The sequence below is a fragment of the Dialister succinatiphilus YIT 11850 genome (assembly GCF_000242435.1).
GTDB classification, from domain to species: Bacteria; Bacillota; Negativicutes; order Veillonellales; family Dialisteraceae; genus Dialister; species Dialister succinatiphilus.
The window spans coordinates 853,773-872,351 of sequence record NZ_JH591187.1; the positions used below are offsets into that span (position 1 = coordinate 853,773).

Here is an 18,579-nt window from a genome sequence, read left to right on the forward strand (position 1 = left end):
TCATTCTCCTTTCAAAGCCCATTCGACGCGGTGAATCATAGTCTTGGCAGCCTCCCTGCGGTGGCTTTCAGGACAATATTCCAGCATGGTATGGGTCATTGCACAAATCAATCGGTATTCCTGATTGGAAATAATGTCATAATCAACAAGCATGCGGTAATAGCCGTCCAATCCGTTCTCAATGGCTTCTATGCTGTTGGGATTGTCTTTTGGACTGCTCTTTTGGCTGCTTTTTCCCACGCGGTTTGGTGAAGGCGCTTCCCGCCGTGGCGGCGGGTTCTGACTTTTCAGTGAAATCTTGATGTATCCCCCGCTTCCCCTTCTGGACTCCACAACAAACCGGTCATCAGGAGAAAACCTGGTATTGATGACGTAGGTGACCTGAGAGGGGGCACATTCTAACAGATCTGCCACATCTTTCCTCTTCAGGAGCACCTGGTCATTCGTTTCTTTATCAAGCATTTCCAGGATAAACTTTTCAATCCTGTCTGATAACATTGTATTATTCATTTAGCACTCACCACTTTCCTTCATCTCTCAACTTTCGAATCTATTGTACTCCTTTAATGTCAAATAGTCAATAGGTTAAATTAAAAAATTTTACTTTTCTTTTTTATAGGTCGGAAATTATTTTTCTTCGGTTTTATCTATATTATTTGAGAATCATATTCTTATTAAGGCATAAGAAAAGCCCTCTTCCTATGATAGAAAAAGGGCTTCTTATTTTTTATTTTTGACTTTTCTTTTTGACTTTTACCAATTAGGAAACTCATCCTCCACTCCTGCTTCAGCCAGGGCGGAATGAATCACCGATGAAGAAAATCCTCTTCTGAGCAGAAAGGCAGCCGCTTTTCTGTAATTTTTCAAAATGGAAGGCATCACTTTAGCCCTGCCGGCCAGGACGCGAAAGGCGTTGTCCCTTTCCTCTTCCTCCGGAATGCGGTAAGGACAGGGAAGGCCCCGAGCCTTCATTTTCTGAAGGATGTAGTTATTGCCGTAGCAGCGGCGGCTGCGGAAGGACCGGAACACATCTTCCGCCAGACTTTCATCATCCACATACCCGTAATGCATAAGCTTTTTCAGGGTATCTTCGATATCTTTCTCTCCGTAGTTCCGTTCCTTCAGTTTCCGGCGCATTTCCATTTCACTCTGGCCCCGATATTTCAGGAGATGAAGGGCTGCTTCATAGCAGCTTCTCTCAGTTTTCTTCGTCCTGTTCTGATAATACGCCATCTTCGAAATGATCCGGTTCTACTACCAGGGTGTCTCGGATAATCTTGTCGATTTCCTGCGCCACATCAGGATGTTCCTTCAGATAAGTCTTGGCCGCTTCCCTGCCCTGGCTGATGCGGTTTCCTTTATAGGAATACCAGGCGCCGCTCTTTTGGATAATATCCATATTCACCGCAATATCCAAAAGGGTGCCTTCCTTGGAAATCCCTTCGCCGTACATAATATCAAATTCAGCCACTTTGAAAGGCGGCGCCACCTTGTTCTTCACTACTTTAGCCCGGGTCCGGTTGCCGATCACTTCGGTTCCGCTCTTGATAGCTTCAGCCCTTCTGATTTCAATACGCATGGAAGCGTAGAATTTCAGAGCCCTGCCGCCAGTGGTGGTTTCCGGATTACCGAACATAACTCCCACCTTTTCGCGGATCTGGTTGATGAAAATAACGATGGTTCTGGATTTGCTGATAATGCCAGTCAGTTTGCGAAGAGCCTTGCTCATGAGACGAGCCTGAAGGCCTACGGACTGGTCACTGATGTCCCCTTCGATTTCCTGCTTCGGAACGAGAGCTGCCACGGAGTCGATGACTACGATATCCACAGCGCCGCTCCGTACCAGGGATTCACAGATGGAAAGGGCCTGTTCGCCGCTGTCCGGCTGGGAAATCAAAAGGTCCTTCGTATCTACGCCCAGATGATGAGCATACATGGGGTCCAGGGCGTGTTCCGCATCGATAAAGGCTGCCACGCCGCCCAGTTTCTGGGCTTCTGCAATGGCATGAAGAGCCAGGGTCGTTTTACCGGATGATTCAGGGCCATAGATTTCAATGACCCTGCCTCTGGGGTATCCCCCTACGCCGACCGCGATATCAAGGGCCAGGGAGCCGGTGGGAATGACATCAATGTCCAGCTTGTCCCCCATATCCCCCAGACGCATGATGGAGCCTGCACCGAACTCCTTTGTAATCTGGTGCATGGCGCTTTCAAGGGCCTTTTTCTTTTCCGGGCTTAATTCAGTTTGATTTGCCATGGAAATCCTCCTTATGAAATGGGAAAGCAGCTATCTTTCACTTTCCTTATGTATCTTTTATTCTTATTTTACTATATACAGGAAGCTTCTGGAAATCAGGATTTCATCCTTTTCCCATACTGCAGAAGATAGCACAGCGCCTTTTCCGCCGCGCCATAGCGCACGCTTCTCCGAGAGCCGAAGAACTGCTCTTTGTGCACCTCCGTGCCCAGGGGACCGGAAACGCCGATATACACCAGACCCGGATCCTCCCCTCTTTCCCCTTTGCCGGGGCCGGCATAGCCGGTGGTAGAAACAGCTATATCGCTGCCATAAAGAGCACGGGAGCCTTCCGCCATTTCTTCTGCCACAGGGCCGCTCACAGCCGTGAGATGACGCAAGGTATCTTTATTCACAGAAAGAACCTTTTCCTTTGCTTCGTTCCAGTAAGTGACGGCGCTTCCTTTGAAATAGGAAGAACTTCCGGGATTGTCAGTCAGGAATTTTCCGATGAGACCGCCGGTGCAGGATTCTGCCGCACTGACGGAAAGGTGGTTCTCCAGAAGGAAATGATGCAAATCGTTGAGCACATCTCCTTCCAGATGATATCTTGAAAGGGGCATTCTTTTTTCGATTTCCCCCGCCGTTTTTTCTATGAGGTCCATGGTTTCCTTCTCATCTGCTCCTTTGGCAGTGACCCGCACGGCCACATATCCGGGCCTTGCCAGAAGAGCAATGGTGGGATTGGACTGACTGCGGAGAAGGTCCTCTATTTTCTCTTCAATTTCCGCTTCTGTCATATGAACGGCGGAAAGGACAAGGGAGCGGATGATACCCTGGGAACCCAGTTTTTCGGTGAGCCAGGGCATGACATGGTTCCTCATCATGGTCTTCATTTCGAAGGGTGGTCCCGGAAGATGGATAAGGATTTTGCCGCCTTTTTCTACGGCACAGCCGCTGGCCGATCCCGCTTCATTAAAGAACAGGCGAGCACCTTTGGCAAACCAGGCCTGTCGGTCCAGTGATGGAAGATAGGGCCGGTGCTTTTCCGCATAATATATTTTCAGCCGCCGCGATTCTTCTTCTATCCGAACAAAGGGAAGATTCATCGCCCGGGCGCCTGCCTTTTTCGTAATATCTCCCAGGGTCGAGCCAAGACCGCCGGAGGTAATGACAAGGTCCGCCCTGGTGAGGGCATGACGGAAGGCTTCTTCCATGCGACGGGGATTATCCCCTACCACCGTCATATAAGCCACCGTATAGCCATGCTCATTCAGGAAAGCAGCCAGCCACTGGGCATTTTCATTAGCAATTTCTCCCAGAAGAAGCTCCGACCCTGTGGTAATAATTTCAGTAATCATAGATTTTCCTGGAAAGTCAGATTCTTTCCGCAATGAGGTCATAAGCGTAGCCGTCTACGATTTTGACCTTTACAAAATCACCGGGTTTCAAATCTCCCGGATTGTCAATATACACGCTGCCGTCTACTTCCGGCGCCTGGAAGGCGGTGCGGCCTTTTGCCTGCGTGTGGCCTTCTCCATCGTCCACCAGTTCTTCCACCAGGGCTTCTGTTTCCACGCCGATGAGGTCTTCGTTGTTTTCTTCAGAAATTCCCGCCTGAATAGCCATGAGTTCATGGTACCGATTTTCCTTTACATCTTCTTCAATCTGGTCGGTCATTCTGGCTGCCGGTGTGCCATCCTGGGGAGAGAATTTGAAGGCTCCCATGTCATCAAAGCGGACTTCCCTGATGAAATCACAGAGCTCTTTGAAATCTTCCTCCGTTTCTCCCGGGAAACCCACCATGAGGGTGGTACGGATAGTCATTCTGGGGGAAGCGGCCCGAAGCTTGTGAAGCAGGGTTCTGATGCTTGCAGAAGAATCCCTTCTGTGCATGCGCTGCAGCACGGAATCGCTGATATGCTGGAGAGGAATGTCCACGTACTTGCAGATTTTATCTTCCTTCAAAATCACGTCCAGCAGCTCATCGTCAAAATAAGTGGGATACAGATAGAACAGACGGATCCATTTCACCCCTTCAATCTTTACCAGCTCCCGAAGAAGGGCGGCCAGGTTTGTTCCGTTCTTCAAATCCCTGCCATAGCAGGAAAGGTCCTGTGCAATGAGGTTGAATTCCCGTGTACCCTCAGCAGCCAGTCTTCTCACCTCATGAACAATGGAAGGAATGGAACGACTGTGCATGGGTCCTCTCACATAGGGAATGTAGCAAAATGTGCAGCCATTGCTGCAGCCTTCTGCAATTTTCACATAGGCGGAATACTTTGGTGTCAGGGTCTGCCTTGGAATGAGTTCCTCATTGGCGCAGGGATTGGTATCAAAGCTATACACCTTTTCATCCTTTTCATAGGATTCATTCACCGCGTCCAGAATGTGCTGCCAGGAATCGGTACCAATAAATACATCAACTTCAGGGATTTCCTTTCCCAGCGCTTCTTTATACTGCTGGGTCAGACATCCTGCAGCCACCAGCTTTTCACATTTTCCTGTTTTCTTGTATTCCGCCGCCTTCAGAATGGTCTCCACCGATTCCTCTTTGGCGGGGTCGATAAAGGTACAGGTATTAATAATAATTACCTGTGCTTCGGATAAATCCTCAGTGAGCTCGTAGCCTGCCTTTTCCATAATACCTACCATCATTTCCGTGTCCACCAGGTTTTTGGAACATCCCAGGCTTATAAATCCAAGTTTCTTTTTCAACTGTTCGTACCTCCAAAACGTATCTTCTCGCCCCACTGTGTGAGGAGATCCTTTCTTCCTTCATCGAAATATACTTTTTCCAGATTCCAGAATTCCAGGGAATGGCCGCCGCTGTCCGGTGCCATATTGAAATCATTGACATATACATAATAATACTGGTTTTCTTCCATTCTTGCCTTGTATTCGGAAGAAGTGAGAAGCCAGTTCAAAAGTTTCTGGGCTCTGCCCGGATAGGCGGCATCAGCAGAAATACCGGCACCGAAAAGGTACCAGGGGGAGCCATCCTCCGGATACATAATGACCACAGGAAGTTTTTCCTGACGGCTGCGGACAGCCTCATTCAGACCGGAAATACCGATATCGCACTTTCCCATGCCTGCCATGCGGGAAGGCGTGGACAGGTATTTCCCGTACTGTACGATATGGTTCTGGGCCTTACCCAGAAGGGAAAAGGTCTCCCCGATGCCGAAGTGCTCAGCCAGACACATGAGTAAATCCTCAGCCATATCGGCGGCAATGAAATCGGTCATAGAAAGGCGCAGAGAATTCCTGGTAAGCACCTCATTCCAGCTATAGGAAAAGGCCGGATGCTTCCTGACATAGTCCTCGTTCACCGCAAACACCACGGGATCTACCCAAAGGCCTGTCCAGTAGCATTCTTCATCTTTGAAAAGATTCAGCGCCGTGTCGGTCTGGGCGGAAGCATAGGGAACAAGCATATTTTCTTTTTTCATCTTCATGAGAGAATCCTGAGATGTAATGTACAGATCCGCCGCTGGCATATCGCTGGCATCCTGCCTGCTCTGAAGCTGGGATTTGGACAAATACACCACGTTCATCTTCAGTCCGCTTTCCTGGAAGAAATCATTGCCAAGAGCTTCCAGCATGCCTTTCGGCATATCCGTATACACTGTCACATACTCGGAAGGATTCATTTTTTCCGCCTTCACTTCCGCCTGCTGCCGCGCAAAACGGAGAATCCCGAAGAACGCAAGGGCTGCCATCAGTAAAAATAGAAAAACAGAAGCCAGTCGTTTCATGGAACCACCTCTTGCAGAATTATATCATAGAAGTACCAGCTCATTCACAGAATTCCCTTTTACAGGGATGAAAAAATTGTCCTTCAGCCGGCACTTTCACCGCCTGCCCGGACCCCGCCTTCTTCGGTCTCTGCCTTTTGAGGTTCTGCGGGTCCGCCGTTTTTCATCTGTTCGAAGAGATCTTGGGCCTTTAGTTTATCCATGAGGATATCCCGGGGCTTAGCTCCTTCGGCAGGTCCAACGATGCCAAGGCGCTCCATGGAATCCATAAGCCTTCCTGCCCTGGTATAGCCGATGCGGAAGCGGCGCTGAAGAGCAGATACGGAAGCTCTCTTCGTATCAAGCACCCATTCTGCCGCTTCTTCCAAAAGGCTGTCCTGCTCTTCTTCCTCTTCAGCCCCCGTATTTTCATTCTTTTCAGGTACTGACAGGTCTATAGGTTCATATGTGACCGGCGCCTTTTCCTGTTCCATACATTCTTTTCTTACATAATCCACCACTGTCTCCACTTCCTCATCGGAAATGAAAGCACCCTGAATACGGACTGTGGTCAGAGCCCCGGCCTGTTTAAAGAGCATGTCCCCCTTTCCAAGAAGGGTTTCTGCACCTCCTTCATCAAGGATGATGCGGGAGTTCAGCGCTGATTCCACCATGAAGGCAATACGGCTGGGAATATTGGATTTGATAACTCCTGTAATCACATCGGCCGAAGGACGCTGGGTAGCCAGGATAAGATGAATGCCGGCAGCCCGGGCCTTCTGGGTGAGGCGCTGAATCAGCACTTCCACTTCCTTGGCCGCCACGTTCATAAGGTCTGCAAATTCATCTACTATGATAAGAATATAGGGCATTTTCTTATCGGGATTCTGCTTATTATATCCCTCAATATTTCTGACCCTGGCCCCGGCAAAGAGCTGGTAGCGCGCTTCCATTTCCCGGACGGCCCAGTTCAGAGCGCCTTCAGCCTTCTTCATATTGGTAATGACCTCCGTGCGCAGATGAGGAATACCATTGTACACGGAAAGCTCCACCACCTTCGGATCAATGAGCATAAGTTTCACATCTTCCGGCCGGCTGTGGTAAATAATACTGGTAATAATGGAATTAATGCACACCGATTTACCGGAACCCGTAGATCCGGCTATGAGAAGATGAGGCATTTTAGAAAGGTCTGTGACTACCGGCTTCCCCGTAATATCCTTACCCAGGGCCACCAGAATGTGACCTTTCCCATTTTTAAATTCGCTGCTGTCAAGTACATCCCTTAAAGGAACAGAAGCGGACCGGGAATTCGGGATTTCAATACCCACCGCCGACTTGCCGGGAATCGGCGCTTCAATGCGAATATGGGTGGCTGCCAGGGCCATGGCCAGCTCATTGGACAAACCTTCGATTCTGCTTACCCGGACTCCCACCTCCGGCCGAAGTTCAAACCTGGTCACCGTAGGGCCTACGCTGGCATGGATGACCCGGGCCATGACACCGAAACTCTTCAGAGTAGATTCGATAATGGATGCATTTTTAGCCACATCGCTCTGACTCTCCCCTTTGGCATGGTCCGTGTGCAGCAGGGACAGGGGCGGAAATTTGTACTCCTTCTTCACAATGCCTGTCACCGGTGGGCGGGAAGGCGTTCCTTCTTCTGCCGTTGGAGATGAAGGAGTTTCCTCACTTGGAGTTTCGTTTTCCTTTTCCATTTCCTCCTCTTCCGGTTCTTCACTTTCAGCAAGGGGCACCGGAGGCGGCATCATTTCCTCATCTGCCGGTTCCCTCTCCTCTTCTTTCATCGTGTCCGGAGGAGTTTCCTTTACCGCCCCTTCTTCTACGGCTTCTTCCTGAGGTTTTTCCGAAGCCGCTTCTTCCAGAAGCGTTGGATCCTGAGGCAGTGCCTCTTCCGTTACTTCTTCTACTTCCGGTTCCTCTTTCTTTTTCTTCTTGAAGATAAATTCAGTCGGCTTATCCTTCAGTTCCTCCAGCCGGGCAGCAGAACGGGCAGCATCCAAAGCTGCCTTTTTATCCCGGATTTTCTGGGCCATGCCGCCCAGTCTCTCCCCGGTTTTCTCGCCGATTTTCTGGGCTTTGGTGCCCACCTTTTCCGCTCCCCTGGACAGGGACCAGTGGGTAAGGAGGAGAACATCCACCACCATGAATCCAAGAAGGAGAATAGTGGTTCCGATTTCTCCCAGAGCCAGATGGAAGAAAGAGGTAAGGCTCCCTCCGATAATGCCGCCATAGGAAAGAATTTCAGAAATTTCCATTTCCCTGCCTTTAGGCACATAGTAATGATGTACCAGACAGAGGAAAAGAACGCACAGAACAGCCAGAAGCACATTTCTCCGGCTCATAGAGATTCCCCGGGATGCCAGGGCATACCGAGCGCCGAACAGGACCAGAAACAGTGCCGCTGCCGGTGCTGCCAGGCCAAAAAGGAAATGAATGCCGTCGCTCACCCATTTCCCCATAATACCGGTGCCTCCACCAAAAAGGCTGATAAAGGCAAAAATGCCAAAACAGAAGATAACGATGCCTGATATTTCATAATTTTTAGATCCATCATGGGTCCGCCGTCTGGCGGAAGTGGTCTTCTTCTTCATACTGTCAATAACTCACTCCTGTTTTTTATTTGTCCGCTCTTCCCACCGGTGGGAAAGGGAAGCCTCTTCCCCGTTTCTCACAGGCTTGTAATAGACATGGCCTTTAAGCTCATCGGGAATATACTGCTGGTCCACCCAGCCGCCGAAATCATGGGGATATAGATAGCCGTTTCCATGTCCCATTTCATGGGCGCCGCTGTAATGAGCATCCTTCAGATAGTCGGGAATAGACCAGTCAGACCGGGTCTTTACTTCGGCCAGGGCATTGTCGATGCCCATAACAGCGCTGTTGCTCTTCGGCGCCAAACAGATGTAAAGCACCGCCTCCGCCAGAGGAATCCTTGCTTCCGGGAGCCCCACCATTTCCGATGCCTGCGCTGCTGCCACCGCCACCTGAAGGGCCCGGGGATCCGCCAGCCCCACATCTTCGGCGGCACAAATCATAATGCGCCGGGAAATAAAGGAGGTCTTCTCTCCCCCATTAATCATGCGTGCCAGATAATGAAGAGCCCCGTCGGGGTCGCTTCCCCGCATGCTCTTAATAAAAGCGGATACAATGTCATAATGATAATCACTGTTCTTATCATATACGGAAGCATGGTCTCCTGCAACCTCTTTGATTTCTCTATCCGTCAGAGTCCCCTTCATGGGAAGAAGGGAAGAGGCCTGTTCCAGGAGGTTCAGGGCCATGCGGATATCACCGGATGCATAGGAAGAAATGGTTCTCAATACATCATCCGATGCCTGATATCCATAGTTTCCAAGCCCTTTAACTTTATCCGTCAACGCCCGGCGCAGGATTTCAATTTCCGCACTTTCCGGAAGAGCCTGGAGACGGATAAGCCGCACCCGGGAAAGAAGAGGACGATTGATTTCAAAATAGGGATTTTCCGTAGTGGCACCGATAAGGATAATGGTGCCGTCTTCCACATAGGGAAGAAGAAGGTCCTGCTGCCCCTTGTTAAAGCGATGGATTTCATCAATAAAAACAATGGTCCGGCGCTGGTAATAGGAAAGCTCCTCCTTCGCATGAGACACCACGTCCCGGATATCCTTCGTGCCGCTGGCCGTGGCATTGAGTTTCACGAAATGACTGTGCGTCATCTTCGCGATTACTGAAGCAATGGTGGTCTTCCCGCAGCCGGGAGGTCCGAAAAGAAGGATAGATGGAATGGTATCCCGCTCAATCATACGGTAAAGGAAAGAATTCTTTCCTACTGCTCCTTCCTGGCCCAGTATATCCTCCAGCCGCTCCGGCCTCATGCGGTCTGCCAGGGGTGCATAAGAAACAGGTTTTCCATTGTCATAATCAAATAAAGAGTCCATAATCGGTGCCTCGCTCAAATACAAATGTTTCCCCTCTATTATCCCATGGATAGAAAGAAAAATCAAACAGATTTTCCATATAAAAGGATGAGATACCCCGACGCCTGGCAGTCATTTTTGTTCTATCAGGAAGCAGACCGACTAATTTGAAGCTCTAAGCCGCTAAGAGCCTATTCCTCTGCATCAAAAAAGCCGCCAAGAATATCTTGACGGCTTCATTGTTATTAGCCCCACCATGTCGTTTATTGCCGTATTTTGAGTCTGCATAATTGCAGGTGGGTGTTCTTGAGACAAGGTTTCTTGAACAGTCCCCGTACGGGGCATTGACTCACCTCATCAGCGCTGAACTCCCGTTATAAAGGTGTTGGTTCAAAATAAGAAGGCACGACGTGCACAGCAGGGTTTCCTTTACAGATAGTGTAGCAAAAATCCTATCATTTTACAAGACTATGACAGAAAATTATGCCTTTTCAAAGAGATCTTTTTCCTTCTTGATGTCTACTTTGATATGAAGTTCTTTGAGCTGCTTGTCTGCTACCGTAGACGGAGCCTGGGTCAGAGGATCAATGGCGCTCTGGGTCTTCGGGAAGGCGATAACATCGCGGATGGAATCCAGATGGAGCATAAGCATGACGAGGCGGTCGAGGCCCAGGGCAATGCCTGCATGAGGCGGAGCACCGTACTTGAATGCATCCAGGAGGAATCCGAACTTCTGCTCTGCTTCTTCCTGGGAAATGCCGATGGCTTTGAATACCTTTTCCTGCAGGTCTTCCTGGTAAATACGGAGAGAGCCGCCGCCGGCTTCTACGCCATTCAGTACCATATCATAGGCCTTGGCATAAACCTTGGAAGGATCGGTGAGGAGGTGCTGCACATCTTCATCCCGCGGTGCGGTGAAAGGATGATGTTCTGCCACATAACGGTGTTCTTCTTCGCTGTATTCGAACATGGGGAAATCGGTCACCCAGCGGAAGCAGAATTCGTTGGGATCGATGAGGTTCATGCGGCGGGCCATTTCAAGGCGCAATTCACCCAGAGCCTGGGCCACCACCTTCGGCTTGTCGGCAATGATGAGGACCAGGTCGCCTTTTTCTGCTTCGCAGGCTTTTCCGATTTCACGGATTTTATCTTCGCCCAGGAATTTGGTAATCTGGCATTTCAGGCTGCCGTCTTCGTTGAAGCCAATCCATGCCAGACCTTTAGCGCCATAGTGGCCTACATAGTCTACCAGGCCGTCCAATTCACGACGCGGAATGGCTGCGTCACCTTTTACATTGATGGCTTTAACCACGCCGCCGTTATCGAGGACAGAGCGGAATACTTTGAATCCGGTATCCCGAAGCAGGTCGGAAATATTATAGAAGTGCATGTCAAAGCGAAGATCCGGTTTATCAGAGCCATAAAGATTCATGGCATCATCCCATTTAATTCTCTTGAAGGGGATTTCAATATCCCTGTTCAGGACCTTCTTAAAGACTCTCTGCATCATGTGTTCCATGAGGTCAAGGATGAAATCCTGATCTTCAAAGGACAGTTCCATATCCAGCTGGGTAAATTCAGGCTGACGGTCGGCGCGCAGGTCTTCATCACGGAAGCAGCGAGCCACCTGGAAGTATCTTTCCAGTCCGGAAACCATAAGGAGCTGTTTGAAAAGCTGCGGGGACTGAGGAAGGGCATAGAATTTGCCCGGATTTACACGGCTTGGTACCAGGTAGTCTCTGGCGCCTTCCGGGGTGCTCTTAGTGAGCATAGGAGTTTCAATTTCCAGAAAATCATTTTCATCCAGGAATGTTCTCATTTCATGGACAATCTTATGTCTCATGATGAGATGGTTCTGCATTTCCGGACGTCTCAGATCGATATAACGATATTTCAGGCGGACATTTTCATCCACATCAATGCCGTCTTCTACATAGAATGGCGGAGTCTTTGCCTTGTTCAGGACGCGGAGTTCGGAAACTACTACTTCCACCTTGCCGGTCTTCATTTTCGGGTTCACGGTGTCAGCGCTTCTTTCCCGAACTTTGCCTTTCACAGCCAGAACGTATTCGCTTCTTACACCTTCCGCCTTGTGGAAAGCTTCTTCACCGTACTGGGGACTTAATACCAGCTGTACGATACCACTTCTGTCACGAAGGTCAATGAAAATCAAACCACCATGGTCTCGGCGGGTATTCACCCACCCTGCCAGTGTCAGTTCCTTACCACAGTCGTTTTCTGTTACCTTACCGCATCCGCAGGATCTTCTCATCCCTGCCATTGTTTCCATATTAGAGCACCTCTTTAAAATAATTTATATAAAGAATGACAACCCTTACGAGTTATGTTCTTCTTTAGCTATATAACCGGCTATATCAGCAAAAGGAATATCCTGCTGTGTGCCCGTATCCATATTCTTTACGGCAGCAGCGCCTTTTTCCAGTTCATTGCTTCCGATAATGACTGTAAACTGGGAAGCCAGCTTACCGGCCTGTTTCATCTGTCCCTTAAGGCTTCTTCCCTGCAGGTCCATATCCGTTACAATGCCAAGACCCCGCAGCTCTTCCTGGATTTTAAATCCTTCTGCGACAGCATCTTCACCAAGAGCGGCAATATAAACTCTCTTTTGTGCTTTGGGGGCAGGAATGAGATTCTGCATTTCCAGAGCCAGAAGCAGTCTTTCCAGACCAATGGCAAAACCAATGCCCGGTGTGGAGGGCCCGCCGATTTCTTCGACCAGTCCGTCATACCGGCCGCCACCGCAGACTGCGCTCTGGGCGCCAAGGGGCGGGTACTGAATTTCAAAGGCCGTATTGGTGTAGTAGTCAAGGCCCCGTACCAATCTGGGATCTACAGTATAGGAAATACCAAGGCTGTCGAGGTAGTGCTTCACTGCCTCAAATTTCCTGTGGCATTCATCACAGAGATAATCTGTAATCTCCGGAGCACCTACAGAAGCTCTCCGGCACCCTTCTTCCTTGCAGTCCAGAATGCGCAGAGGATTCTTATAAAGTCTTTCCCTGCAGTCATCGCAGAGCTGGTCTTTCTTCCCTTCGAAGAATTCGATAAGTTTCTTCCGATAAGCGGGACGGCAGTTCTTATCGCCGATAGAATTCAGGTGGAGATCCAGATCCTTCAGTCCAAGCTTATGGAAAATTTCACAGGCCATGGCAATGACTTCTGCGTCAGCCAAAGGAGAGGATGCGCCCAGCACTTCCAGACCAAACTGATGGAATTCCCTGTACCTTCCGGCTTGGGGACGGTCATACCGGAACATGGAACCAATATAGAACATCTTATGTACCTGCTGGTCACCATACATTTTGTGTTCCAGATAGGCACGAACAGCGGAGGCCGTATTTTCCGGACGAAGGGTCACAGAACGGTTTCCTCTGTCCGTAAATGTATACATTTCCTTCGTTACCACATCAGTGGTATCACCGATACCGCGCTGAAAAAGCTCGGTAGCTTCAATAATAGGAGTCCTGATTTCCTTGTATCCATACCGGGCACATACATCCCGGATGACTCCCTCCATATAATCCCACTTGTACACTTCTTCAGGCAGAATATCATGGGTTCCTTTTAATGCCTGCATAATGACACCTCTTTATTTTTACAGACTTTTCTGCAAAGGCATTCTTTCGGAAAGAAAATCTCCTCTTTCCGCTTACATTAACAAATTAAATTGTACCATCTTACAGGGCATATTGGCAAATTGAAATTGGACAGGTCTTCAGCATGAGGGTACCGCAGGGAAGTATTTTAAGCTGGCTTCTCCTGCAGGCAAAGGGTTCACAGGTTGGGCCGCGTCTGTCAGCGCTGAAAGCTGCCCTTTTAACACGCCTCTGGCCTGCGGATCATGCTCCTCACAGATTCTGATTCTTTTTAGCGCAGTCCCTGCAGTAGCCATAGAATTTCAGCTGGTAATCTACAATGTCAAAGCCGTTTTCCTTTTTGATTTTTTCCTTTACCTCATTAAGGAAGTCGTAGGAGAATTCTGTCACCTTCCCACAGCCAAGGCAGATGAGATGATGATGAGAGTGGGACAGGTTATGGTCATTTAATTCATAACGGCTCCTGCCGTCGCCGAAGTCCAGTTTTTTTAGAAGCTCCAGATGGGTGAAGAGCTCCAGGGAACGATACACAGTGGCCAGACCGATGTCGGGATTTTCGTCCCGTACCATTTCATATACATCTTCAGCGCTCATATGGTTTTCTTTGCTGTCCAGGAAAGCCTGCAGAATGATCTGGCGCTGAGTGGTGAATTTATACTTATGCTCCCTGATTTTCTTTTTCAGGGTATTCATAATGGTCGATTTTTTCATATTTCGCATAATCCCTCCGCTATCTTACTTTTTTATATCTGTCGTAGAACCACATGTGTTTTAAAAGGATCTGCAGCACCGCCACCAGGGGCACTGCAATCATCATGCCCAGGACACCGAAGATTTTGCCTCCGATAAGGACACCAGCAATAATGGCTACCGGGTGCACGTTAATAATGCTGCCCATAAGTTTGGGCATAACGAAATGTCCATCCACCTGCTGCACGATAATATAGAAAAAGATGACCTGAAGCATGACAGTGGTTCCCTGGAGGAGACCAAGAAGCACCGGCGGAATGGCGCCGATGATAGGGCCGATGAGAGGAACCATTTCCACAATGCCCGCCAGTAGGCCGATGACCAGAGGATAGGGAATATTCAGGGTCCACATGCCTATAAAAACCACCACTGCCATCAAGGTGGAAAGAAGGAGCTGACCACGAATATAGGCATTCAGCACAAAATGGATTTCCTTAAAAAGCTCTTCCAGATGATGATGGAAACGATCTGGAAAAATGTGGATGAACGCATTGACGAAGTACCCTCCTCTTTTCATCATATAGAAAGTAATGAAGGGCACCACAATGAGTTCCACTACTGTACTGGCAAAGGAAAAAATAGCAGACAGGCTGAAGGAAGCAATTTTCAGCGTATATTCACCAATATCCTGGAGGATGCGGGCAAACAGAGATTTGGCTTCCGGCGGCATCAGAGAAAGCTGATACTGCTTTTCCAGTTCCGGAACAGCCTGCTGCACCGCTGCCAGCATCCCTGGTACGCTTTTAATGAACTCCTGGAATTCGGAAATAAAAGGTACGAAGATATGGACGCCGATGAGGTAAATCACTGCAATGAAAAGAGCAAAGGAAAAGAGGATGGCAAAATCATAGGGAAATCGTGTCCATCCCATTTTCTGGGTCTGCCCGTATACCGCATGGGCCACAGGATTCAGGAGGGTGGTGATGATAAGAGACACTACGAAGGGAAAGAGCACCGATGGCGCTGCTATGATGATGGCTGCAAAGCCGGCAGCAATGGCCACCCTCAGCCAGAATTCAACACCCCATTTCATAGAATGCCTCCGGTAAGGAAAGGATTTGTCTTCTTTTCCTGTCCAATGGTGGTCTGCTCTCCGTGTCCGGAAAGAACCACCGTACTGTCAGGCAGAGAAAAGAGGTTCTTCTTAATGGTGCCGGTCAGCTCTTTAAGGCTTCCGCCGGGAAAATCGGTACGGCCGATGGAACCCTGAAAAAGGGAGTCTCCTGTAAATACAAGGCCTTCCCTCTTCATGTAGAAGGAAATACCGCCGGGCGTATGGCCGGCCGTGTCGATGACCTGAAATGTATAGCCGCAGGTTTCAATTTCATCGCCGTTCTTCACCCATACATCTGCATCGTCCACTAAAGTGGGCACAGGAAACATATAGGACAGGTTCTTCTCCGGGTCCCGCAAAAAAGGCTGATCCCTTTTATCCATGTACATTTTGGCCGCCGGAAACGCTTTTCGCAGCTCATTCATGCCGGCCATATGGTCTACATGCCCGTGAGTGAGGAAAATGGACCTGAGATGGATTTTCTTTTCACTGATGGCTTTTATATAATGCTCCGGCGAGAAGGAAGGATCTACCACCAGCCCTTCCATGGTTTCCTCATTGTACAGAATATATGTGTTTGTCATGAAAGGTCCAAGGACCATGTACATAATCTTCATCATATAGCTCCGGTTTTAAAAATTCTTTTCACTGTCAAGAAGAATGGTCACAGGGCCATCATTTTCCAAGGCCACCTTCATGTAGGTGCGGAAGACGCCGGTTCCCACTGTAAGGCTCTCTCTTTCACATTTTTCCACCACCAGGCGGTAAAGTTCATCGGCTCGGTCCGGCGCCTCGGCTTCCGTAAAACTGGGCCGTCTTCCATGGCGGGCATCGCCATAGAGAGTGAATTGGGAAACGATGGAAAGCTCCCCTTTGATGTCAAGAAGAGACAGGTTCAGTTTCCCTGCTTCATCTTCAAAAATACGGAGGTGGAGAATTTTGTCAACTATGTAGTCGGCATCCTTTTCTGAATCTCCCTTTTTCACGCCGAGAAGGACGGAAAGTCCCTTCCCGATGGAGGAAACTTCTTTTCCCTCCGAATCTACTCTGCACCAGTTACAACGCTGTACCACTGCTCTCATAATCATTCTCCCTGCATGGAATGCATGCGTCTTACAGAATGGACGCCCTTGATTCTTCTGATTTTTGTCATAATATAATCCAGCTGCTGCAGGTCCTTGATCTGGATACCCAGATGCATGACTGCCATGCCGTTGTTTTCAACTTTCACGTTGGCTTTGGAAACGGAAAGTTTCATCTCCGTCAATGCCGCCAGAATATCCGCCATCAAACCGGTCCGATCGTAGCTGATGACTTCGATGGTTACCAGGAACATACTGCTTGTCTGTTCTTCCCAGGACACGTCGATCATGCGGTCCTTATCGGGGAAATTGATGGCATTGGGACAGTCTGCCCGATGCACCGACACGCCGCGGCCTCTGGTAACAAACCCTACGATATCATCACCAGGCACCGGGTTGCAGCACTTGGACAGGTGCACCACCAGTCCTTCTTCCCCTTTCACCAGCACTCCGCTGTTGGAACGGGTCTTCACGCTCCGCATTTTCAGATTTTCCAGAGCTTTGGCCGTCTTCTGGGCCGCAGGTTTCTGGGCATTCAGTTCCCGCTTGTAAAGTTCCGTCAGTTTCAGTATGACGCTCTTCACTGCCACACCGCCAAATCCCACGGAAGCCAGCATATCTTCGGTGTTCATATTGTTGAACGTCCTAGCCACCTGGGCAAGCCGGTCCCTGGCAATCAGCTTCTTCCATTCATACCCCAGCCGGTCCGCTTCCTGGATAAGGGCTTCCTGACCTCTGGAAATATTTTCGCTGCGGTTTTCCTTCTTGAACCAGCTCCTGATTTTCGCCTTGGAGTCCGCCGCTCCTACCATATTGATCCAGTCGTAGCTGGGTTTCCCGGTTTTGGACGTAATAATGGAAACAATATCGCCGTTCTTCAGCTTCGTATCCAGAGGCACGATTTTGTTATTGACCTTGGCTCCCACGCAGCGGTTTCCCACTTCCGTATGGATACGATAGGCAAAATCGATAGGAATAGACCCTTTAGGAAGGTTAATGACATCCCCTTTCGGTGTGAACACGAAAACTTCATCGGAGAATACATCCAGCTTCAGGGCATTCATGAATTCCTTGGGATTGCTGGTATCCTGCCATTCCAGAATGCGGCGGAGCCAGCTGATTTTAGCATCAAAGTCTTTGGAACCGGCCTGTTTCCCTTCCTTGTACCGCCAGTGGGCAGCCACGCCATATTCGGAAATATGGTGCATTTCCCAGGTACGGATCTGTATTTCCACAGGCTGCCCCCTGGTGCCGATAACCGTGGTATGAAGGGACTGGTACATGTTGGGCTTCGGCACAGCAATATAATCCTTGAATCGGTTGGGCAGCGGTTTCCACAGGGAATGGGCAATACCCAGCACCGCATAGCACTGGGGGATGGTATCCACAATGACTCTCACTGCATAGAGGTCGTAAATCTGGGACAAATCCTTATTATCCCTTTTCATTTTCTTATAAATGCTGTAGAAATGCTTGGGTCTACCGGTAATGGTAGCCTTAATGCCGGCTTCCTCGATATGGTCATGGAGCACCCTCATGGTATCATTGACGATTTCTTCACGGGCTTTCCTCTTCTGTTTCATCTGCCGCACCAGATCGTAGTATTCTTCCGGATGCAGGTAATGGAAACAGAGATCTTCCAGTTCCCACTTAATGTTGTAAATACCAAGGCGATGAGCCAGGGGCGCATAGATTTCAATAGTTTCCTTGGCAATGCGCTGCTGTTTCTCCCGGCGGAATACTCCAAGGGTTCGCATATTGTGCAGACGGTCTGCCAGCTTGATGACCACCACTCGAATATCCTTGGCCATGGCCAGGAACATTTTACGGAAATTTTCCAGCTGCTGGTCTTCCTTATCTTTATAGTGGAACTGGGAAAGCTTGGTCACCCCGTCTACCAGAAAGGCTACTTCCTCGCCAAACATCATCTTGATATCTTCCAGCGTATATTCCGTATCCTCCACTACATCGTGAAGAAGAGCCGCCATAATGCCCTGGGGATCCATTTCCAGCTCTGCCAGAATGTAGGCTACAGCCAGAGGGTGGATGATATAAGGCTCTCCGGTGGCGCGGACCTGGGCTGCATGGGCCTTGCTGGCCAGCTCATAGGCCTCCTCTATGGCCTCCAGGCTCTTTGGATCCTTGATATAGGTTTTCACCTTATCCATGAGGCGCTTATATTC

At 49.3% G+C, this 18,579-nt stretch carries 15 protein-coding genes and 1 other RNA gene; all 16 read right to left on the minus strand.

Annotation, left to right across the window (positions count from 1 at the left end; translation table 11 throughout):
- Positions 1 to 510: a CtsR family transcriptional regulator gene (locus HMPREF9453_RS03745; RefSeq protein WP_008859241.1), complete on the minus strand. Its 510-nt coding sequence runs from the start codon at positions 508 to 510 to the stop codon at positions 1 to 3.
- Positions 511 to 753: 243 nt separating this feature from the next.
- Entirely contained in the window at positions 754 to 1,233 is a 480-nt protein-coding gene (locus tag HMPREF9453_RS03750; RefSeq protein ID WP_008859242.1) for a regulatory protein RecX, read from the minus strand.
- On the minus strand, positions 1,199 to 2,257 hold the full coding sequence (gene recA / locus HMPREF9453_RS03755; RefSeq protein WP_008859243.1) for a recombinase RecA: 1,059 nt from the start codon (positions 2,255 to 2,257) through the stop codon (positions 1,199 to 1,201). Before recA ends, HMPREF9453_RS03750 begins: the two co-directional genes overlap by 35 nt.
- A 95-nt stretch (positions 2,258 to 2,352) precedes the next feature.
- Positions 2,353 to 3,597 carry a competence/damage-inducible protein A gene (locus HMPREF9453_RS03760; protein ID WP_008859244.1) on the minus strand — a complete coding sequence of 415 codons (1,245 nt, stop codon included), beginning with the start codon at positions 3,595 to 3,597 and terminating at the stop codon, positions 2,353 to 2,355.
- Positions 3,598 to 3,613: 16 nt separating this feature from the next.
- Positions 3,614 to 4,954 (minus strand): 30S ribosomal protein S12 methylthiotransferase RimO, encoded by a 1,341-nt coding sequence (rimO, locus tag HMPREF9453_RS03765; protein ID WP_008859245.1) that lies wholly within the window; start codon positions 4,952 to 4,954, stop codon positions 3,614 to 3,616.
- A complete protein-coding gene (locus HMPREF9453_RS03770) occupies positions 4,951 to 5,994 on the minus strand; it encodes an ABC transporter substrate-binding protein (protein WP_008859246.1) in 1,044 nt (347 codons plus the stop codon). The genes rimO and HMPREF9453_RS03770 overlap by 4 nt, the downstream gene beginning before the upstream one ends.
- A gap of 83 nt (positions 5,995 to 6,077) precedes the next feature.
- The gene (locus HMPREF9453_RS03775; RefSeq protein WP_008859247.1) at positions 6,078 to 8,588 is read right to left on the minus strand and encodes an FtsK/SpoIIIE family DNA translocase; all 2,511 of its coding nucleotides are present in this window, start codon (positions 8,586 to 8,588) and stop codon (positions 6,078 to 6,080) included.
- A 12-nt stretch (positions 8,589 to 8,600) separates the two neighbouring features.
- Positions 8,601 to 9,914: a replication-associated recombination protein A gene (locus HMPREF9453_RS03780; protein WP_008859248.1), complete on the minus strand. Its 1,314-nt coding sequence runs from the start codon at positions 9,912 to 9,914 to the stop codon at positions 8,601 to 8,603.
- A 223-nt stretch (positions 9,915 to 10,137) separates the two neighbouring features.
- Positions 10,138 to 10,320: non-coding RNA, 6S RNA (gene ssrS / locus HMPREF9453_RS11195), on the minus strand.
- Between the two features lie 54 nt (positions 10,321 to 10,374).
- Positions 10,375 to 12,183, minus strand: a complete 1,809-nt coding sequence (gene aspS / locus HMPREF9453_RS03785) for an aspartate--tRNA ligase (protein ID WP_008859249.1) — start codon at positions 12,181 to 12,183, stop codon at positions 10,375 to 10,377.
- A 45-nt stretch (positions 12,184 to 12,228) separates the two neighbouring features.
- Positions 12,229 to 13,491, minus strand: coding sequence for a histidine--tRNA ligase (gene hisS, locus HMPREF9453_RS03790; protein WP_008859250.1), 1,263 nt, complete (start codon positions 13,489 to 13,491; stop codon positions 12,229 to 12,231).
- A gap of 271 nt (positions 13,492 to 13,762) precedes the next feature.
- Entirely contained in the window at positions 13,763 to 14,230 is a 468-nt protein-coding gene (locus HMPREF9453_RS03795) for a Fur family transcriptional regulator (RefSeq protein WP_008859251.1), read from the minus strand.
- A 10-nt stretch (positions 14,231 to 14,240) separates the two neighbouring features.
- Positions 14,241 to 15,293 carry an AI-2E family transporter gene (locus tag HMPREF9453_RS03800; RefSeq protein ID WP_008859252.1) on the minus strand — a complete coding sequence of 351 codons (1,053 nt, stop codon included), beginning with the start codon at positions 15,291 to 15,293 and terminating at the stop codon, positions 14,241 to 14,243.
- On the minus strand, positions 15,290 to 15,934 hold the full coding sequence (locus tag HMPREF9453_RS03805) for an MBL fold metallo-hydrolase (RefSeq protein ID WP_232217314.1): 645 nt from the start codon (positions 15,932 to 15,934) through the stop codon (positions 15,290 to 15,292). The genes HMPREF9453_RS03800 and HMPREF9453_RS03805 overlap by 4 nt, the downstream gene beginning before the upstream one ends.
- A gap of 12 nt (positions 15,935 to 15,946) precedes the next feature.
- The gene (dtd, locus tag HMPREF9453_RS03810) at positions 15,947 to 16,396 is read right to left on the minus strand and encodes a D-aminoacyl-tRNA deacylase (RefSeq protein WP_008859254.1); all 450 of its coding nucleotides are present in this window, start codon (positions 16,394 to 16,396) and stop codon (positions 15,947 to 15,949) included.
- 2 nt (positions 16,397 to 16,398) lie between these two features.
- Positions 16,399 to 18,564 carry a RelA/SpoT family protein gene (locus HMPREF9453_RS03815; RefSeq protein ID WP_232217327.1) on the minus strand — a complete coding sequence of 722 codons (2,166 nt, stop codon included), beginning with the start codon at positions 18,562 to 18,564 and terminating at the stop codon, positions 16,399 to 16,401.
- Positions 18,565 to 18,579 lie beyond the last annotated feature (15 nt).